This window comes from Myceligenerans pegani (assembly GCF_014892515.1).
GTDB lineage: Bacteria > Actinomycetota > Actinomycetes > Actinomycetales > Cellulomonadaceae > Myceligenerans > Myceligenerans pegani.
Genome location: NZ_JADBGR010000106.1, coordinates 38,243 through 55,837 on the forward strand (window position 1 = coordinate 38,243; position 17,595 = coordinate 55,837).

Consider the following 17,595-nt stretch of genomic DNA (forward strand, 5'->3'; position numbering starts at 1 on the left):
TTACCCTACGTTCGTAGGGGCGATCAAGGGAGTGTCATGGGCGCAGAGTTGGCAGCACAGACGTATGTCCCGGAGGAGTCGGGCCCTGGGGCGGTCGAGGTTCTCAGTTTCCTTGCTGCTCACAGCGAGCGGCGGGGAACCGAGCCTGCCCGGCGGTTCTTGCTCGTCGGCAGTGACGAGGGTGAGCAGATCGAGTTGCCAGGAACGGTGTACCGGGCCTTGGTGCAGGTGGTCGAAGCGCTCGCGGCGGGTAAGGCGGTCACGGTGTCGCCGCAGGAGCCACAGCTGACGACACAGCAGGCGGCTGATCTGCTCGGGGTGTCGCGGCCCACGGTGGTGCGGATGATCGAGTCGGGTGAACTGGCCGCTGAGCGCAACGGGAACCGGCGGCGCCTGCTGTTGAGTGATGTGCTTGCGTACCGCGAGCGGCGGCGTGCCCGGCAGTACGCGATGCTCGACGCCACGGCGGTGGACCTCGAGGACGAGGACGATCCCGCCGAGATGATCGAGCGTCTGCGCGAGGCGCGCAGGGCGGCGGCGCGAGAGCGGCGGAGGTGACCGGTGTTCACAGCATTGCTGGACACCTCGGTGCTGTGGCCGAGCTTGCAGCGGGATTTCCTGCTGAGCATGGCCGCTGAAGGTCTGTACCGGCCGATCTGGTCGCAAGCGATCCTGGACGAGTTGGTTAGGGTCGAGGCCGACAAGCGAGTTCACCGTGGTGCAGAGCCGGAGCAGGCTGAGGCGGCGGCCCGGCGGTTGGTCGATCAGATGGGCTGGGCATTCGACGACTCGTGCGTCGAGGGCTGGGAACCGTTGGAGGGTTCGTATGGCCTGCCGGATCCCGACGACGAGCACCTGGTCGCCGCTGCGGTCGTGGGTGGTGCCGGAGTGATCGTCAGCGACAACGTCAAGGACCTGCCGGCCAAGCTCCTGCCCCATGGCATCTCGGTGGTCACGGCTGCGCGATTCGCGGCGGATTCGGTCTCCGTCTCACCTGAGATGGCGCGACGCGCGCTGGGAAGGATCAGCGCCCGGTACGTCAACCCGCCGCGCGCCATCGACGACCTGCTCGACCTGTTGTCGGTCCGATACGGGATGGCGCAGGCCGCAGCGATGATTCGCGACGTGTGAGGCTCGATCTCGACAGGACGACGGTCCCGGAGGTGATCACCGAGATCAACCACCAACGTGAGGTGCCGCCGATCAGCTTCGCCGGCGCTCCGCGTCCCGCCTCGTGGACCCCTGAGGGCGTGAGTTCGGGTTCCCGTTACGTCTCGTAGGGTCTTCTCATGACGTCGACAGAACTGCCTTCCCCGGAGTCCGACGCGCCGCCCGAGCGCGAGGTGCTCACCTGGGAGACCTTCCCCGTCGCGGTGCGCGACCTTGCGCATCAGGTGGTGGACAGCGGGTTCGTACCCGAGCTCGTGGTTGCCGTCGCGCGCGGCGGACTGGTACCCGGCGGCGCCATGGCGTACGCACTCGGTACCAAGGGCGTCGGCACGCTCAACATCGAGTTCTACACGGACATCGGCAAGACGCTCGACGATCCGCGCGTCCTGCCCCCGCTCATGGACACGTCCGATCTCCCCGGCGCCAAGGTTCTGGTCGTCGACGACGTTGCCGACTCCGGGCGCACTCTCGCCCTGGTCATGGATCTGCTGGAGAAGCAGGGCGCCGAGGCCCGCTCCGCGGTGCTGTTCACCAAGCCGCGCACGATCATCCAGCCCGACTACTCGTGGAAGGACACCGACCTGTGGATCACCTTCCCGTGGTCCGCCGAGCCGCCGGTGACCGGCGCGAGGTCGATCGACGCGTGACCGATTGACGCGTGACCGATCGACGCTGGAACGCCGTCGCGCAAGGATACGGAGCAACAGGACATCGTCAGCATGGCAGGCCGCGCGATCCGCCGGCCATATGGCACAGGGAGGACCACATGCGCTTGCTGTCGACGAGAAGTCTCACGTACGTCCTGGCACCGGTAGCCGTGGTGCTGTCGGCGGCCGCCTGCGCCTCCGCGTCCGCGGCCGGGGGCGACGACGGCGGGACGCCGTACATCGTGCGGCCCACGCAGGAGCCTGACGCGTACATGGAAGCCCTGATCCACGGTGAGATCGCGGTGCAGGGCGGGTGCTTCGTCCTCCTCGGGGGCGAGAAACCCTCGCTGGTCTCGTGGCCGTACGGGACGGAGCGCAGCACGGAGGCCGACGACGCCGTCGTCGTACCTCCCGGGGTGACGGTCCGCGCCGGGGACACCGTGGAAGCGGGTGGCGGTGAGTGGCCCCGAAACCGCCACGAGGAGTACAACGATCGGTGCGATCTCGAGGGCGTCGGTGAACTCGTTCAGCTCAATCCGGGCCTGCGGGTCGTCGCTGATTCCTGACGACGGTCATCGCGGGAGGGCCAGCTCGAAGCCGTGAGGCCTGGGCCAGGAGTGGAGATCGCCGGATCGGGGCACGCTCCCCCGAGCTGCCGCTGGACGAGCCTCCAAGGGTCGAAGCTGATCAGCACAGATCAACCGTTCGGGTCGATGGCGATGTCTATGAGGTATCCGACGAGTTGATGATCGCCCCGGTTGCCTTCCGTGCCATCGACATGCTGCGCCGGGTCCATCGCCCCTGTTCCGCGCGCGGCGAAGAGCATCCGAGGATTGTCCGGATCCGGTTCGTACTGCGCGCGCACGACGGCGATCGCTTTCACTGTCCCGCGGATGGTTTCGTCCGTGTCGCCGTGGTGTTCTTCGCTCCCGAAGCACTGAGCCGCCGTTGTCTCATCGAAGATGTCCTCAAGTACCTCGTCGTGGCCGCCGTGGGAGATGCCCCACTCGATCTTGTCGTTGACAGCGAACGGAGTACCACAGCACGCCATCTGCCACTCGGAGTACCACACCTTGATCTGCACCAAGCCATGGTGTGGGTGCCCGGTCGTCGAGTCCAGTTCGTTCCGGACGCGTGGACACGGCGATGCCGCCGGATTCTCGTTGACCACGGCAGCGGTCGGCTGACACGGTGTCCCGCATGGCAGCCTTGCGGATCGAACCAGTGATCGAGGTCCTGGGGGACGACGCGTTCGACCTGTGGCCGGTCGTAGGACGAGGGGGTTGCTGGTACCTGGCTTTGCACGGCGATTTGTCCGATGCCGAGGTCGGCACTGCGGTCCACCAGATCCTGCACTGGTTCCATACCGACGAGAACGGGGACGAGGCCGCCAGCCGCGACATCTACCTCGACCGGGCACTTGGGCCGAGCGATCCGGACGGCGCCGTGCCGCTGGCGACGGGCGGCCTGCAGTTCACCGACCTCATGAGCGGAGAGACGGTTCTGCCGGGCTGCTGCTACTCGATCGACGAACGTTCAGAGATCGTCGATGTGCTCGACGGCGAGCTGCCAGGGTGTTGGCTCGGGCACAGTCCAGACGCAGGGGTCACCATGCGGAACGGGAATGTCGAGATCACACAGGACGCTGAGGACTCCACCCGGCCGGTTCTGTGTTTTGGCCCAGAGGAGGTGCGTGCCGCCCTAGCTGTGGCCGAAGTGGACCTCGACGGGTTCTGCGACCGCGCTGCCACTTGGGCTGCTGCGCATGTTCCCGCACACGCCGGCCGGCTTGCTGAGGCCGTCGCCCGCGCGCTCGAAGCGGGAAGCCACCGGGCCACCGCCACCACTTCGCTCGCGCAGCCTTGAGCGGAACAGAGCCGGCGGACCCTGACATGTCCCGTGGTGCTCGTCTGGCCGCGTACGGTGCCGTGTCCACGTCGCTGTCGTTGTGCAGCGATCGCAGGCTGGCCGAGCTCGTGGACGACGGCACACCGATCGGTACCGGGATCGGTGGGAAGACCGTTCGGCTGGACGTCGAAGGAACGCCGGTCTTCGTGAAGCAGGTGCGTCTGACCGATCTTGAGCGGCGGCAGGAGAACGTCCACTCCACGGCGAACCTGTTCGGGCTACCGATGTTCTGCCACTACGGCGTCGGCATCATCGGCGGCCCGGGGTTCGGTGCCTGGCGGGAGCTGGCCGTGCACACCATGACGACGAACTGGGTGATCGCGGGCGTCTACGAGGGTTTCCCACTGATGTATCACTGGCGGGTGCTTCCCGACTCCGGCCAGCCGCTTCCCGAGGAACTGGCCGACGTCGAACACGCCGTCGCCTACTGGGGAGGCGGGTCGGAGATACGCCATCGGATCGAGGCCCTGGAGCAGTCGTCGGCGAGCATCGTGCTGTTCCTGGAGTACATCCCGCAGAACCTGCACGACTGGCTGGACGTCCAGATCCAGGCCGGTGACGAGGCCGCCGAGCGGGCCTGCGCCATGGTGGACCGCGAACTGAAGGCTGGCATCTCGTTCATGAACTCGCGAGGGCTGCTGCACTTCGACGCCCACTTCCAGAACATCCTGACCGATGGCAGGCGTCTCTTCTTCGCCGACTATGGTTTGGCGATCTCCTCCCACTTCGAGCTCAGCCAGGACGAGGCCGCCTTCTTCGACGAACACCGTGACTACGACTGGAGCTACGCCGCCACCCACCTGGTGAACTGGCTGGCCGTCGCGTTGTACGGGTACGGACCAGAGGATCGCAGGGCCTTCGTGCGGTCCTGCGCCCAGGGAGTGCTCCCGGAGGATGTTCCGACGGCGCTCGGGGACGTCATGGTCCGTGACGCGCCGGTCGCCGCCGTGATGGGGGACTTCTATCGACGGTTCCAGCAGGCGAGTCGGACGACGTCCTACCCGTGGGAGGCGATCCGCCGGAACCGACACGAAGACCTGATGTTTGAGCAGCTGGGAGGGGCCGAGACTCCTGAGCTGAGTATTGGCGGCGGAGCCGTGTCAAATGCTCCTGAGCAGAGGACCTCCGAAAGGAGCGGGTCGTGACACCGGATCGTAGTGTGCGGCCATGGTCATGCAGGTGCGCCCTACTCTCAAGGTCCTCAAGGCGCTGCGCCTTAGCTAAGCCATTTGAGCCAAGTCAGGAGGTCGACATCATGACCGGTGCGTCGACATGCGTGCTTCGCTGCCATTCTGACTCCTACCGGCAGGCCGGTAGGGACCCTGGGTCGGGTATCGAGCGTGCCCCTGTTGACCAGCCACGTGCAGAAGCGGAGCTGACGCGCCTCCTTGAGTTCGCGTCGCTGGCAGGATGCACGCCAGGAGGGCAGCCTTGGACCGAGACAACAGCCTTGGACCGAGACAACGTCGGTGGGAGAGAGTGGGACTTCCTCGCGCTCGACCGTGCTGGAGCGATCGCGCTCATCTCCAGCGCCGGATACGGGCTGATTCCCAAGCTGGTCCTGAACCACGGACGATCAGTCGAGACGGCTGTCGCGGCACTGCAGGTGCTCCCGGTGATCGGCGAGTCGCTCGATCGCAGGGGTGGAGACCGCTCCGGTGACTACTCCGATTGGTTCGAAGCGAGCAGGCGCGGGCTCTACACCTACGACTGGCAGCTGCTTCACGGGCCCTATGAACGGGTCTCCGTGCCGTCCGTGATGCTCCGCGCCAGCGAGGTCGACCCAGAGATTGCGCAGGCAGCTGGGTTGCTGCGGCTTCCAGTCCGGTTCGCCGAGACCGCGCCGTTCACGCTTGATGGATACCGGGCCGAGCCGTATCAGGACGAGACGCCAGCGTGATCGCGATCCACATGCTGACGGACCTGACCCACGTAGGTGCTGACCGTATTCGGCGAGGCAGGGTGAATCGGTGGCGACCGCATGCGCTGGTGGGCGGATTCCTCGTCGCTGGGGTGCGCTCTACGCCAGCTCGAAGCCGTGGGATCTCAGCCAGGAGTGGAGGAGGGGCGGATCGGCGAGTCGCGCTCCGCCGAACCAGTGTCGACTCTCGATACCTGACGGTAGGTCGATGCGGACGACCTCGGTCAGGGTGTTCCTCTCGTCGAAGAACTCGATGACGTAGTCGCCCATGCACATGCAGAGGAAGTCGGTCACCTCTTCAACGCGGAGCGCGCCCACGAGCGCAATGAGGTCGTCGGTGTCGACAGTTGACGTTGAACGGCCTCCACGGCTGACGGCAATGCGCTTCAGCGTTGAGTCGTCGAGGACGTCGTCGTCCGAGTTCACGGCGAGGACGAGGTAGCCGCCGACGGTGACGTCCGCCCTCGTGGCACCGACGAGCGCTCGGTGCAGCGCGGTGGGGTCGGTTGTCGGCGGCCCTGAGAAAAGAAGTTCTGGTTCCTTCCGCTGTTTCCTTGCCACGGCGGCAACCTACCGGGAGGTCAAGCTCTCGTTGTCGCGCGCCGTCGCCGCCTGAGCGGCCTGGCCCAAACGGGGCCACTCCGCATCGTTGCCCCGCGGGTCCCGCAGCCCCTACGTTGCCCTCCATGCATCCACTTCCCGAGGCGGTCCGCGCTGCCCTCGCACCACTGCTGACCAGGAGCGTCGCACTCCGTGACCAGACCGTCGACTACGTGCTCGACGGATCGGGGCGGGACATCCTCGCGACCCTGCCGTCCCTGCCCGACGACGGCGCCGCGCTCGTCGCCCGCCCGGGCGCATACTTCGGACGGGAGCGGATCGGGGCGGTCGCCGCGCTGCACCCGGGCTGGACCCAGCGGGCCGCCGACGACGGCCGGTACGCGTTCTACCTGGACGCGTCGGTAGACGCCCTCGTCCGGTTCGGCCGCGTCCTGACAGCGGTGACCCCAGACGAGGACCCGGACGACGACGAGGGCCGGTTCCGGCTGCTGGTCGCGGACGTCGCGCGGGTCGTCGTGCGGAATCCCACCCAGGAGGGTCCGCGGCCCGCCCGGCTCCGGTGGCAGCCCCGGACGATGGCCGACCTCGCACGGGCCGGCGGGGTGCCGGCCGGGCGTGCGCCCCGCCTGGTGCTCTCGGTCCTGCTGGACCCGCGGAACTTCTACCGCTACACCCGCCTGCTGGACACCCCGGCGGGACACGCGTTCCTGAGCGACCACCACGACGTGCTCCCGGAGCTCGCCGCTGGTCTCGGCGCGCAGGTCAAGGGCTACCTCGCGCGGCTCTGCGCGTCCGCCCCGGATGTGCACGGCCCGCTCCTCGGCGACCTGGCCGTCGACGAGGAGGCCACCGTCCGGGACGAGGCCCTCGCCATGCTGGCCTGGCTTGACGCGCCCGCCCAGGTCGGCCTCCTGGCTCCGCGGGTCGGGCGCGCGGAGCCCACCCGCTCCCGGGAAGCGGCGTTGCGGCTCGCCGATCTGGACGGCGGCCTCGAGGCACTCGACGAGATCCTGTCCCGGACCGCGGGCGGCTCGGACGACGTCGAGCGTGCCTTGCAGCTGCGCGAGCTCACAACTCGCGCCCGGACGTTCCGGGAGCCGGCCGCAGGGCCGTCCGCGCCTGCGTACGAACCGCCGGACGAGGACCTCCTGGAGGAGGTGCGCGCGCAGGTCGCGCACGCCCGCGGCGGCGGCACGTCCTTCGGCGACCGGGTGAGAGACCTGCTCCCGCGCCTCCCGGACGTGCGCATCCTGCGCGACGCGCTCGCCGCGGCCGGGGCGTCCGACGCCGATCGCCGCGTCGCCGGCTGCCTGCTCCAGCCACGCGTCGCGGCCGAGGTGGCCGACCACGCCGACCGCTGGTGGCCGCTGTTCGCCGAACGCCTGGACCTGGTCGCCGAGTACCTGGGCGACGACGTGGACGGGTACCCGTCCGGCGCCGTCCGGCGGCCGGAGCCGGGACCGTACGGCCACCTCGACTACGAACGGTGGGTCGACACGCCGTCGGTGGTCCTGACCGTGCTGGAGCGGTTCCCCGTGACGCCGGAACCGCTGGTCCCGCGCCTGGCCGGGATCGCCGTCGGCCGGACGCGGTACCGGCACGCGGCGCGGCGCGCCCTCGCGTCGCACCCGGGGGCGGCGGAACTCGCGGCGGCGAGCCTGCACGACGGCGACCCGGACGTCCGGAGGTCCGCCGCGGAGTGGCACGCCGCGCTGGGGGACGCCACGGTCGTGGCGCCGGAGCCCGGCTGGGAGCTCCCGCCCGGGGTCTCCGCGCACGTCCGGTCGCTGCCGCGTGCCGTGCTCGACCACATCGACCTCTTCCGGCAGGAGGCGCTGGGACACGGTGTCCCCCGCGCGGACGTGGACCGGTGGCTGGCGCTCGCCCGGCCGGACGTGCGGCTCGGGCACGGATGGGACGGGCCCGTCGCCGCGCGTCAGGGCAGCCCGCTCATGCTGCCGTCGGACGTGCCGGTTCCGGCGGACCGGTACACCTCGCCGGGGGAGGAGTACGTCGTGGAGCACCAGCTCCTGGCGACGATCGACCTGGCGGCGATCCCGCCGGGTCACACGGACATCCCGCTCCCGCCCGACGGGCACCTGCTGCTGTTCGCGAACCCGGACCTGGAGCCCTACCCGGCCGGCTCGGCGGTGTACGTCCCGGCCGGGACGCCGGTCGTCGAGCGGGAGACGGCCCTTGACTGGGAGCCGGTGTACGAGTACGACTCGCCCGAGGACCTCGACAAGCACCTGCGGAGCGAGGGCGAGCTGCGGGTGGGGCGCGGGTACACGCTGCCGGACGTCACGCGGGAGCTCGAGGCGGAGCACCCGCACGCCCGCCGTCTCATGGACGTGTGGGGAGGTATCCCGGACACCGTCGCGCCGGAGCGCGGGTCGGGGGCGTGGCGCATCGGCGGTCACGCCTTCGACCACGAGGGCTGGGGCGATCCGGCACGCCGGTCCGCCGCCCCCGACGGCGAGCCGGACGGCTGGTCGCGCCCCGAGGACTGGGTGCTCCTGGCGCAGTGGGACGGGCTGCCGATGGCGTCGGTGTACTGGACCGTCACGCGCCAGGACCTCGCCGCCCGTCGCTTCGACCGGGTGGTCGTGGCCATGTACTCCAACCCGTGACGCCCTCTTGCGCCGTGTCGTCGTCGTGCTCAACGGCCTGCGCCTCCTTCGCCCCCCACGAGCGGGTGAACTTGACCGACATCTCTTGATAATGGTTCTCATGTCTGATTCACTCCTGGCGTACGTGAGAAGCGTTCTCATTTGCCCGGATTCCGGTCGCCAGGGTGGCGGTCGGAGAGATGGAGGAAGCCAGGATGACGATCAAGCGAAAGACTGGACGTCGGATCGTGGCGGCGCTGGTCGCGATGGGTGCGACCGCCGGCATGGCGGGAGCGTTCGCGGCGCCCGCGGCGGCCGCCGACCGCACCTCGGGCCACTTCGACGTCGCCGCGGAGGTCGAGTGTGACGTGTTCGGCCAGGTGTCCGACGTCGCGGTGCACGTCCACGAGCACGTCAACGGCGGGGAGGTGGAGCTGCCCGAGGGTGACTGGCTGACCTTCACCGGCACGAGCGGGCCCGAGGTCGGCTTCGCGGTGGAGCCGGGTGCGTCCTGCGGGACGCTCGACGTCGAGTTCGAGCCGAACGTGCTCGACTCGTCCAGCACGGGCGGGACGGTCTCGGGTACCGGGGCCGCGGGCAGCATCTCGTCCAGCAAGACCGACGCCTCCGGTTCCGTGGTGCTCGACGGGTCCGGGCACGAGGACCTCGCGTGGTCCTTCAGCGGCACGGGCACGTACCTGCTGACGTTCGACGTGACCGTCAACGGCAGCGTTTCGGTGCTGTCCGAGGACGTTCCGCTCAAGCGCTCCTGACCTCGGCGGGGAGGGCGGTCGCACCGCCCTCCCCGCGCTCCCTGATCCGGCTCGCGCCACCCGCGTCGGCAGCGCACCCGAGCCATCCGCCCCCTGCAGTCCCCGCACCACCCCTGCAGTCCCCGCACCGAGAGGAAGACCCGTCGTGGTCAGAACGTCCCTACCGGTTCGCCGCGCGGCGGCCACCGTCCTCGCCGTCGGGCTCGTCGCGGCAGGCGCGCCCGCCGTGGCGTCGGCGACATCCGCGTCGGTGACGACGTCGACCGCGCCGGCGCAGCGGCCTCCGTCCGCGCCGGCCGTCACCGCGGCGGGCCAGGCTCCGCGCGCCGTCCTCGACGACGGCAACGCGTTCGTCAACGCGCTGCTCGTGGAGGGCGAGCCGGTGATCGACGTCGGCTGGTCCGCCGAACCCGGTCCCGCCACTATCACGGACAGGTACGCGCCGGACGACGTCGTCGTCTCCGTGCCGCGACCCATCGCTCTCACGACGCCCGACGACGCCGGGCTGGCGCCGCTCGGTCCGCCCGGCACGCCGCTGTGGGCCACGAGCCAGGACTTCCCGGCGCTCGACTACACGGGGACCGACGTCGTGCCACGCCTGAACAACTACGGCCTGCCGCGCGACCAGGTCGCGCGCAACGGCGTCTCCTGGGAGATCACCGGGGTACGCGGGGGCGGGCTGGTCGCGATCGGCGGCCCCGTCCCGATGCCCGACCTGCCCATGAACCGGGTCTGGTACGCCGGCCACGGCCTGCACACCGACGTCACCTGGACGCCGAGCGCGGCGAGCATCTCCCCTCCGCAGGCCCAGGGCTGGCTCTTCTCGGACCTCGGCCTGCACTGCCTGGACCTGCGCGTCTCGGTGACCGGCACCGACGGCCAGGTGCGGACCTCACCCGTGGTGACGGTCCGCGTGGCCGTCGGGAACGTGCCGGACCCGGCCACCGCGGAATGCGGCGCCCCGGTCGACCCGGACCTGCCGGTCCTCCCGCCCGACGACGGCGGTGACCCCGGCGATCCCGACCCCGACGCGCCGGACCCGGACGACCTGACCGACCCGCGGAACAACGTGCTGCTGCCCGCCACGCACTCCGACCTGTCCCTGCGGCCCGGCGACGACGAACTGCGCCTGATGGTGCGCGAGTCCCACGGCAACACGCTCACCTGGTACGACCCGGCCACACTCGTGGTCCACGTGCCCGACACGGCGCGGGTCACGGTGCCGGAGCCGACGGCGTCGGCCGACTCGACGTTCCTCGCTCCGGCAGGCTCGGTGATCCACCGGCTGCCCAAGGTGCCGAAGGCCGGCCTGCCGTGGCTCGGTGTCTCGTCCGAGACGTTCAGAGCGCAGGACTACGACCGCCTGCCGATGATGCGGCTGGAGAGCGTGACCGGCGCGGACGGCGGCCCGCCGCCGGGTGAGTTCTTCCTCGGCGCCGACGAGGACCACGTCCGCTCCGGTGCCGCCCCGTGGTTCTCCACGCGGCAGGGCCTGCCCCAGGCGCACCCGGCGCTCGCGCCTTCGCTCGCCCACAAGCACCTGAGCTGGGACTTCACCGCGCCGGGCACGTACTGTGCACGGTTCACCTCCACGGCCACGACGACAGACGGCGCCCCGCGCGACGACGACATGGTGCTCACCTTCATCGTCGGCGGCACCGGCTACGACCCGACGTCGGCGCCCACCTGCATGCAGCGCGAGGCCGACCGGGCGCGCAGCCACGACGACACCTCGGAGGACGCCGTCCCCGGCGAGGTGACGCGCGTCCCGGCTCCCGAGGAGCAGGGCAGGGCGGCGTTCGCCGCGCTGACCCCGCGCCTGACGGACGGTGAGCTGACTGCCGGCCTGGTGACGGGAGACCTGCGCGGGCACGGCGTCCGCCACGACCCGGCGGACGTGGTGCTCACGACGGGCACGACGGCCCGCGGCCTGCACGTCGAGCGCCTGCGGGAGGACTGGCGCGACGCCGAGCAGGAGTACATCGACGGATACCAGCTCGGACCTGGCTCGGGCCTGCTCAACGCGGTGGACCTCGACCTGGCGCACCTGGACCGCGCCGACTGGAGCGGCGACCTGACCTGGACGCTCGACGACGCGACAGGGCCGGGCGAGTTCCTTCTGGTCGACGACCAGGAGGCATTCGTGCCCGGTCACAAGGGGGCCCTGCTCAGTACGGTTCCCGGCTACGAGGCGGCCGGCACGGAGCTTCGTCCCGGCGGGATGAACCTGTTGCGCTGGGTCTTCACGGCGGCGGGCCGGTACTGCGTGACGACCACGCTCGCGGGTACCGCGGCCGACGGGACGACGGCGTCTGCGACGACCACGCTGACGATCGCTGCGGGTGTCGATCCGGCGCAGGTGGAGCCCTGCCCGGCCGGCGGCGACCCCGGCCCCGGCGACCCTGACCCGGGCGATCCCGATCCAGGGGACCCGGATCCCGGCGATCCGGCCGGGTGGCCCGTCACGGACCGCACGGTCCTGCGCAGCGGTCATGTCGACCTCCTGGCGCGCGTCGCGCCCGGCGGCCTGACCACCGTGGTGCGCGACGACGCCGTGGTCCCCGCAGAGGAGCACGACCCCGCCGACGTGGCATTCGCCGTGCCCGACAACGCGCGCGTCGCCGTGCCCGACGACGACCGTTACGGCTTCCTGGGCCAGCCAGCCGATCCGGTATGGGTGCTGCCCGAGAGCCCGACCCCGGACCTCGTCTGGCCCGGCTGGAACCTGGAGGTCATGGATGGCGCCGCCGCGGACGCGGTCCGAATGGCGCTGCTGGACGTGGACGGCCCGGGCGATTTCGTGCTCTTCGACTCCGGCGGTGACGACTGGGGCGCACCACGGGTGCTGCTCGGCGCCGGTACGGACCGGCTCGACTACGCGCAGCACGCGCACGGCTCCTGGGCGTTCACCGCTGCCGGCGTCTACTGCCTCGACGTGTCGCAGACGGCTGTCGACGGCGACGTCCCGACCGCCGCGACCGACAGGGCGACCCTGCTCTTCGCCGTCGGCGTGGACGCTCGCCGTGTGACCGAGGAGCACTGCGGGCTCACGGCGGCGCAGTTCGCGGCCGGGCCGCAGGGCCCGGGGCCGGACGACCCGGGCACAGGGCCCGACGACCCCGGCGATCCCGATGACCCGGGCCCTGATCCGGACGGCCCGGGTACGGGACCGGACGACCCGAGCAACCCCGACGACCCGGGCAACGGACAGGGGCCGGACGGAGACCGCGGCCCGGGCCCGGGCAACGGCGACCCGGCACCCGCGCCGGACAACCCCAACACGCCGGCGACCGGGAGCGACGGAACGCCGGCGGCTGGGTCCACCCCGGCGGACCGAGGGCCGCTCGCGTCCACCGGGTCCGAGGTCGGCGCGGCCGTGCTGCTCGCCGTGTCCCTCGTCGGGGTGGGCATCGTGCTGATCGAGCTCCGGCGTCGTTCGCGAGCACGGCGACGCCTGGCGAACGGGTGAAAATGCCTCGCTCGTACTTGATAACGATTCCCGGTACTGGTTCACTGCGGTCTGTGACTGAGAACCGTTCTCATGGAATCGTCGCTCTGACGGCCGTCGTCGCGCTGCTCGGCGCGCTCGTCGTCCCGGCATCGAGCGCGACGGCCCTCGCCGGGGGGCGGGAGACCGCCGCCGGACCGGCAGCCGCCGCCGTGCCCGACCGCGAGTACGTGCTCACGCACGGACACGTCGACGGCTTCGAGACCACCTACGACGCCGACGCGGGCGAGCTCGTGCTGTCCGTCCGGGACGACACCCGCATCTACGACAGCGAGCCCGTCTTCCGGGCTCCGGAGTCCACCACGTTCGCGTACGAGGACCCCCGGAGCCAGGTCACGCTGCCCCCGGCCGAGGGTGGCTGGGCGTTCCTCGGTGAGTACGGCGGGTCAACGGCGTGGCTCGGTTCGCAGACGGGCAGCGACCAGGAGCACACCCCCTGGGTCGGCTGGAGCACCGAGCGGCTCCTGGACTCGTTGGCCGGAACCGGCATCACGCCCGCCTCGGGCTGGCCGGTGTCGCTCGACGTCGTGGTCGACGGGCCGGGGGACGTGTTCACGTTCCAGAACGACTCGTTCGGGCAGCCGGTCAACCGGTACATCGACACCACGACGTCCGACGGCGGGACCATCCCCGTCGCGGCCAACGCGCACGTGCACACCAACTGGATCTTCACCGCCGAGGGCGACTACACGCTGACCGTGACGCCGTCCCTTGCGACGTCCGACGGCGGCACCGTGACGGGTCCGGCGGCGGCCTACCACGTCCGGGTGGGCGAGCGTCCGGTCACGACGTCGGTCACCGTCTCCGCCGACCGGACCGCCTACACCGAGGGCGACATCGCGGTGCTGACCGCGACCCAGGACCCGGTGACCGACCTGGCGGTCCATCGCTGGGAGGCCGCCTCCGCGGGTTCCGACCGGTTCACGGCCGTCGACGGCGAGGAGTCCGCGACCTACCGGCGCGAGCTCGCCGCCACGGACGACGGCGCACGCGTGCGTGCGGTCCTGCTCGACGGCGACCGCGTCGCCGGGACCTCCGAGCCGGTGACCCTCTCGGTCGCGGAGCGGCCGCGACCCACCCCGACCCCGACACCCACCCCCACGCCCACCCCCACACCGACGCCCGGTCCGACGCCGGACCCCACGCCGACGCCGACCCCGACGGACCCCGGCACGAAGCCTGACCCCGGGCAGGACCGCCGGTACGTGCTCGACCACGGGCACGCCGACGCGTTCGAGACGACCTACGACGACGACTCCGGACGCCTGATCCTGTCGGTCAAGGACGACACCCGCATCCACGCCGACCGCACGGTCTACCGCTCGCCGGAGGACGTGACGCTGGCCTACGAGGATCCCCGGGGCAAGGTCGAGCTGCCCGAGGCGACCGGCGTCTGGGCGTTCCTCGGCGAGCACGGTGGCGAGACGGCCTGGCTCGGCTCGCAGACGGGCAGCGACCAGGACTACCTGCCGTGGGCGGGCTGGAGCACCGAACGCCTGCTGTCCTCACTGGCCGGGACGGGCATCACGCCCGCGTCCGGCAGCCCGGTGTCCCTCGTGGTGAAGGTCGACGGGCCGGGGGACGTGTTCACGTTCCAGAACGACTCGTTCGGGCAGCCGGTCAACCGCTACCTCGACACCACGACGTCCGACGGCGGGACCATCCCCGTCGCGGCGAACGCGCACGTGCACACCAACTGGATCTTCACCGCCGAGGGCGACTACCACCTGGAGGTCACGCCGCGCCTGCGGACGGCCGACGGCCGCACGATCACCGGGCCGGCCGCCGATTACCACTTCCGCGCCGGAACGCCGCAGGGGGACGGTCCGGGTGGAAACGACCCGGGCAAGAATCCAGGCCAGAACCCGGGCAAGAACCCGAGCGCGGATCCGGGCACGGCGCCGGACGGCGATCCCGGCGACGACCGGGATGATCCGCCGGCCGGCGGCGGGCCCGGCCCGGACGACCAACCCGCGCAGTGCGTGCCGCAGCCGGTCACCCGTCAGGTCACCACGCCCGCCGTCGGCGGGATCAGCTCGGGACACTTCGACTTCGGTTCGATGGTGCGGGACGGCGAGCTCGTCGCCCGCGTGAAGGACGACCGCGAGCAGCCCGCGTCCTGGGTCGACCCGGCGTCGCTCACCTTCCGGCTGGGTGAGGCGGCCGAGGACGAGGTGCCGTCCGGCGGCGAGTTCGCGTTCCTCGGCGCGGCCGGTTCGACGATCTGGTCGGTCGGGCAGGTCCAGGAGGACGGTGTCCCGTGGATCGGCTGGAACACCCAGCACCCCAGCCTGATCAAGGCCGCGGACGGCCCGGTCACGTTCACGCTCGCCGGGGTCGAGGGCCCCGGACAGCTCGGCGTGTACTTCACCGGCACGTTCGGGGGAGCAGGGACCAAGAACTTCGGCACCCTGCCCGGGTTCCCGAAGTCGATGACCGTTCCGCTCAACCAGCACGTGCACGCCAACTGGGCGTTCACGAAGCCGGGTGTCTACTCGGTGACGATGACGCAGTCGGTCCGGCTGAAGAGCGGCGGAACGGTATCGGACCGGGCCACGCTGAAGTTCTCCGTGGGCGACACGGCAGGGACCACGACGCGGACCACGTACGTCGGCCGTACGGTGTCCGGCGAGGAATGCGACCTCACCGCCGCCCAGCGCTCCGCGCTGGGGGACACCGGCGCGAGCGTGTTCCGGCCACTCGCCCTGGCCGCTTTTCTGGTGTCGGTGGGCGCGGCGCTCGTCGTCGTCGCGCGACGTCGTCAGGCACGCGCATGACCGGGCAGGGCGGCGCCACCGGCGCCCCTGAGGGCATGGGCGAGTTCCGCGACCTGGTCCCGCGCGCACCGGTGGCCCGGCCGTGACCTCACGGCGGCGCTCGGCCGCGGTCAGCCTGGTAGCAGCGGGCTCGCTCGTCCTCGGTGGCTGTGCGAGCGACAGCGGCAGTGCGCACGACGACCGGCTCCGGGTGGTGACCACCACCGGGATCCTGGCCGACCTGGTGCGCAACGTGGTCGGCGGCGGGGTCGAGGTCACCTCGATCGTGCCGCCCACCGGCGACCCGCATTCCTACGACCCGACCCTGCGGGACGTCCGCGACGTCGTCTACGCCGACGTGGCCTTCAGCAACTACCTGCTGCTGGAGGACCACGCCGTGGTCACCACCCTGGACGCGAACCTGCCGGACGAGGCCCCGAACATCTCGCTGGCGGAGTCGGCGACGAAGTACGCCGCCGAGGTGATCCCGCTGGTCGAGAACGTCAACCTGGACACGATCTGGCTCGGGCTCCGGGTCGCCGGAACGGGCGAGGAGTACGGCGCGACACGGGCGTCGGACGTCCGTCTGCGGGTGACGGGCGTGGACGGGCCGGGGCGCCTTGCGGGGTACCTGACCGAGACGTTCGGGCAGCCGCGGGTCTACTTCGACTCCGGCGACGGGTTCGACGCCGCCGATGGGTACGCCCGGGACACGGCGACCCTGCCGGCGGACGCACACACGCACATGAGCTGGGCGTTCACCGAACCGGGTGTCTACCGGGTCGCGATGGAGTCCGACCTGGTGGTCGAACCCGGCGAGGATCCGCGGCCGCTGGGGGAGACGTCGGTGACCTTCGCGGTCGGCGTGGACCCGTACTCCGTGCCCGGCATGCCGGATGCTGAGGTGCTCGACGGCGGTCACGCGGACGTCACCGTGGACCTGGACGACGGCGCGATCGTGCTGCAGACCGATGCCCCGGCGGGCGAGGCCGGCGGGGAGGACGCCAACGACACACCGGGTGGCCACGACGACGCCGGTCACGCGCATGCCCACGTGTTCGACCCGGCCGAGACCGTGATCTCGGTGCCGAACAAGGCGCTCGCCGCCGTGCCCGCACAGCCGGGGTTCGGGTTCCTGGGCAGGCCCGGGGAACAGATCTACCTGCTGCCCCAGGCCGTGCTGGGCAAGCACGTGCACGGTGAGATCGACCCGCACCTGTGGCAGGACGTCCGCAACGCGCAGGCGTACGTGGAGGTCATCCGCGACACCCTGGTCGCGGCCGCACCGGACCGGGCCGCCGAGTTCCGGGCGAACGCCGAGGCCTACCTGGCCCTGCTGCGCGAGACGGATGCCTACGTGGAGAGCACCATCGCGCAGATCCCGCGCTCCCGCAGGTACCTGGTGACCACGCACGACGCGTTCGCCTACCTCGGGCGGGCGTACGACGTCGACATCGCCGGCTTCGTGACGCCGAACCCTGCCTCGGAACCCAGTGTGGCCGACCGGATCAAACTCACCCGGACGGTCCAGGCGCTCGACGTGCCGGCCGTCTTCCTGGAGCCCAACCTCGTGGCACGGTCCACCGTGCTGACCGAGGTGGCCCGCGAGAACGACCTGCGGGTCTGCGTGATCTACTCCGACGCGTTCGACGACCGCGTCACCACCTACGTCGACCTGATGCGTGCCAATGCCGACAGCCTCCGCCGGTGCCTGACGTGACCGGCTGCAGCGCGGAGGCGCG

14 protein-coding genes are annotated in these 17,595 nt (G+C 71.0%); 12 read left to right on the forward strand and 2 right to left on the reverse strand.

The window, feature by feature from the left end:
• Positions 1–36: 36 nt before the first annotated feature.
• From IIE03_RS20360 to IIE03_RS20375, 4 genes are all read left to right on the forward strand, one after another.
• Positions 37–558 carry a helix-turn-helix domain-containing protein gene (locus IIE03_RS20360; RefSeq protein WP_192864601.1) on the forward strand — a complete coding sequence of 174 codons (522 nt, stop codon included), beginning with the start codon at positions 37–39 and terminating at the stop codon, positions 556–558.
• Between the two features lie 3 nt (positions 559–561).
• Positions 562–1,131, forward strand: a complete 570-nt coding sequence (locus IIE03_RS20365) for a PIN domain-containing protein (RefSeq protein WP_192864602.1) — start codon at positions 562–564, stop codon at positions 1,129–1,131.
• A 158-nt stretch (positions 1,132–1,289) separates the two neighbouring features.
• Positions 1,290–1,817, forward strand: coding sequence for a phosphoribosyltransferase (locus IIE03_RS20370; RefSeq protein WP_192864603.1), 528 nt, complete (start codon positions 1,290–1,292; stop codon positions 1,815–1,817).
• A 119-nt stretch (positions 1,818–1,936) separates the two neighbouring features.
• Entirely contained in the window at positions 1,937–2,383 is a 447-nt protein-coding gene (locus tag IIE03_RS20375; RefSeq protein WP_192864604.1) for a hypothetical protein, read from the forward strand.
• A 131-nt stretch (positions 2,384–2,514) separates the two neighbouring features.
• On the opposite strand, the gene IIE03_RS20380 is transcribed toward IIE03_RS20375, so the two are convergent.
• A complete protein-coding gene (locus tag IIE03_RS20380) occupies positions 2,515–2,901 on the reverse strand; it encodes a DUF6578 domain-containing protein (protein WP_192864605.1) in 387 nt (128 codons plus the stop codon).
• 116 nt (positions 2,902–3,017) lie between these two features.
• Here IIE03_RS20380 and IIE03_RS20385 point away from each other — a divergent pair, with 116 nt between their 5' ends.
• The 3 genes from IIE03_RS20385 (at position 3,018) to IIE03_RS20395 (ending at position 5,625) form a co-directional block, all read left to right on the forward strand.
• On the forward strand, positions 3,018–3,683 hold the full coding sequence (locus IIE03_RS20385) for a hypothetical protein (RefSeq protein ID WP_192864606.1): 666 nt from the start codon (positions 3,018–3,020) through the stop codon (positions 3,681–3,683).
• A 26-nt stretch (positions 3,684–3,709) separates the two neighbouring features.
• Entirely contained in the window at positions 3,710–4,870 is a 1,161-nt protein-coding gene (locus IIE03_RS20390; RefSeq protein ID WP_225998094.1) for a protein kinase family protein, read from the forward strand.
• A 305-nt stretch (positions 4,871–5,175) separates the two neighbouring features.
• On the forward strand, positions 5,176–5,625 hold the full coding sequence (locus IIE03_RS20395) for a hypothetical protein (protein WP_192864607.1): 450 nt from the start codon (positions 5,176–5,178) through the stop codon (positions 5,623–5,625).
• Positions 5,626–5,745: 120 nt separating this feature from the next.
• On the opposite strand, the gene IIE03_RS20400 is transcribed toward IIE03_RS20395, so the two are convergent.
• Complete coding sequence (locus tag IIE03_RS20400) at positions 5,746–6,207, reverse strand: hypothetical protein (RefSeq protein WP_192864608.1); 462 nt, start codon at positions 6,205–6,207, stop codon at positions 5,746–5,748.
• 125 nt (positions 6,208–6,332) lie between these two features.
• Between IIE03_RS20400 and IIE03_RS20405 the strand changes: the two genes are divergently transcribed.
• The 5 genes from IIE03_RS20405 (at position 6,333) to IIE03_RS20425 (ending at position 17,573) form a co-directional block, all read left to right on the forward strand.
• Positions 6,333–8,837 (forward strand): YwqG family protein, encoded by a 2,505-nt coding sequence (locus tag IIE03_RS20405; RefSeq protein WP_192864609.1) that lies wholly within the window; start codon positions 6,333–6,335, stop codon positions 8,835–8,837.
• 194 nt (positions 8,838–9,031) lie between these two features.
• Positions 9,032–9,589 carry a hypothetical protein gene (locus tag IIE03_RS20410; RefSeq protein WP_192864610.1) on the forward strand — a complete coding sequence of 186 codons (558 nt, stop codon included), beginning with the start codon at positions 9,032–9,034 and terminating at the stop codon, positions 9,587–9,589.
• Positions 9,590–9,734: 145 nt separating this feature from the next.
• Positions 9,735–13,058: a choice-of-anchor M domain-containing protein gene (locus IIE03_RS20415; protein ID WP_192864611.1), complete on the forward strand. Its 3,324-nt coding sequence runs from the start codon at positions 9,735–9,737 to the stop codon at positions 13,056–13,058.
• 53 nt (positions 13,059–13,111) lie between these two features.
• Positions 13,112–15,874 carry a TIGR03773 family transporter-associated surface protein gene (locus tag IIE03_RS20420; RefSeq protein WP_192864612.1) on the forward strand — a complete coding sequence of 921 codons (2,763 nt, stop codon included), beginning with the start codon at positions 13,112–13,114 and terminating at the stop codon, positions 15,872–15,874.
• Between the two features lie 82 nt (positions 15,875–15,956).
• The gene (locus IIE03_RS20425; protein WP_192864613.1) at positions 15,957–17,573 is read left to right on the forward strand and encodes an anchored repeat ABC transporter, substrate-binding protein; all 1,617 of its coding nucleotides are present in this window, start codon (positions 15,957–15,959) and stop codon (positions 17,571–17,573) included.
• The last annotated feature ends 22 nt before the right edge of the window (positions 17,574–17,595 follow it).

Bases quoted from the DNA above. Each gene is read 5' to 3' on its own strand.
- IIE03_RS20410 (WP_192864610.1), top strand. From the start codon at position 9,032: ATGACGATCAAGCGAAAGACTGGACGTCGGATCGTGGCGGCGCTGGTC.
- IIE03_RS20370 (WP_192864603.1), top strand. From the start codon at position 1,290: ATGACGTCGACAGAACTGCCTTCCCCGGAGTCCGACGCGCCGCCCGAG.
- IIE03_RS20360 (WP_192864601.1), top strand. From the start codon at position 37: ATGGGCGCAGAGTTGGCAGCACAGACGTATGTCCCGGAGGAGTCGGGC.
- IIE03_RS20375 (WP_192864604.1), top strand. From the start codon at position 1,937: ATGCGCTTGCTGTCGACGAGAAGTCTCACGTACGTCCTGGCACCGGTA.
- IIE03_RS20405 (WP_192864609.1), top strand. From the start codon at position 6,333: ATGCATCCACTTCCCGAGGCGGTCCGCGCTGCCCTCGCACCACTGCTG.
- IIE03_RS20390 (WP_225998094.1), top strand. From the start codon at position 3,710: ATGTCCCGTGGTGCTCGTCTGGCCGCGTACGGTGCCGTGTCCACGTCG.
- IIE03_RS20385 (WP_192864606.1), top strand. From the start codon at position 3,018: ATGGCAGCCTTGCGGATCGAACCAGTGATCGAGGTCCTGGGGGACGAC.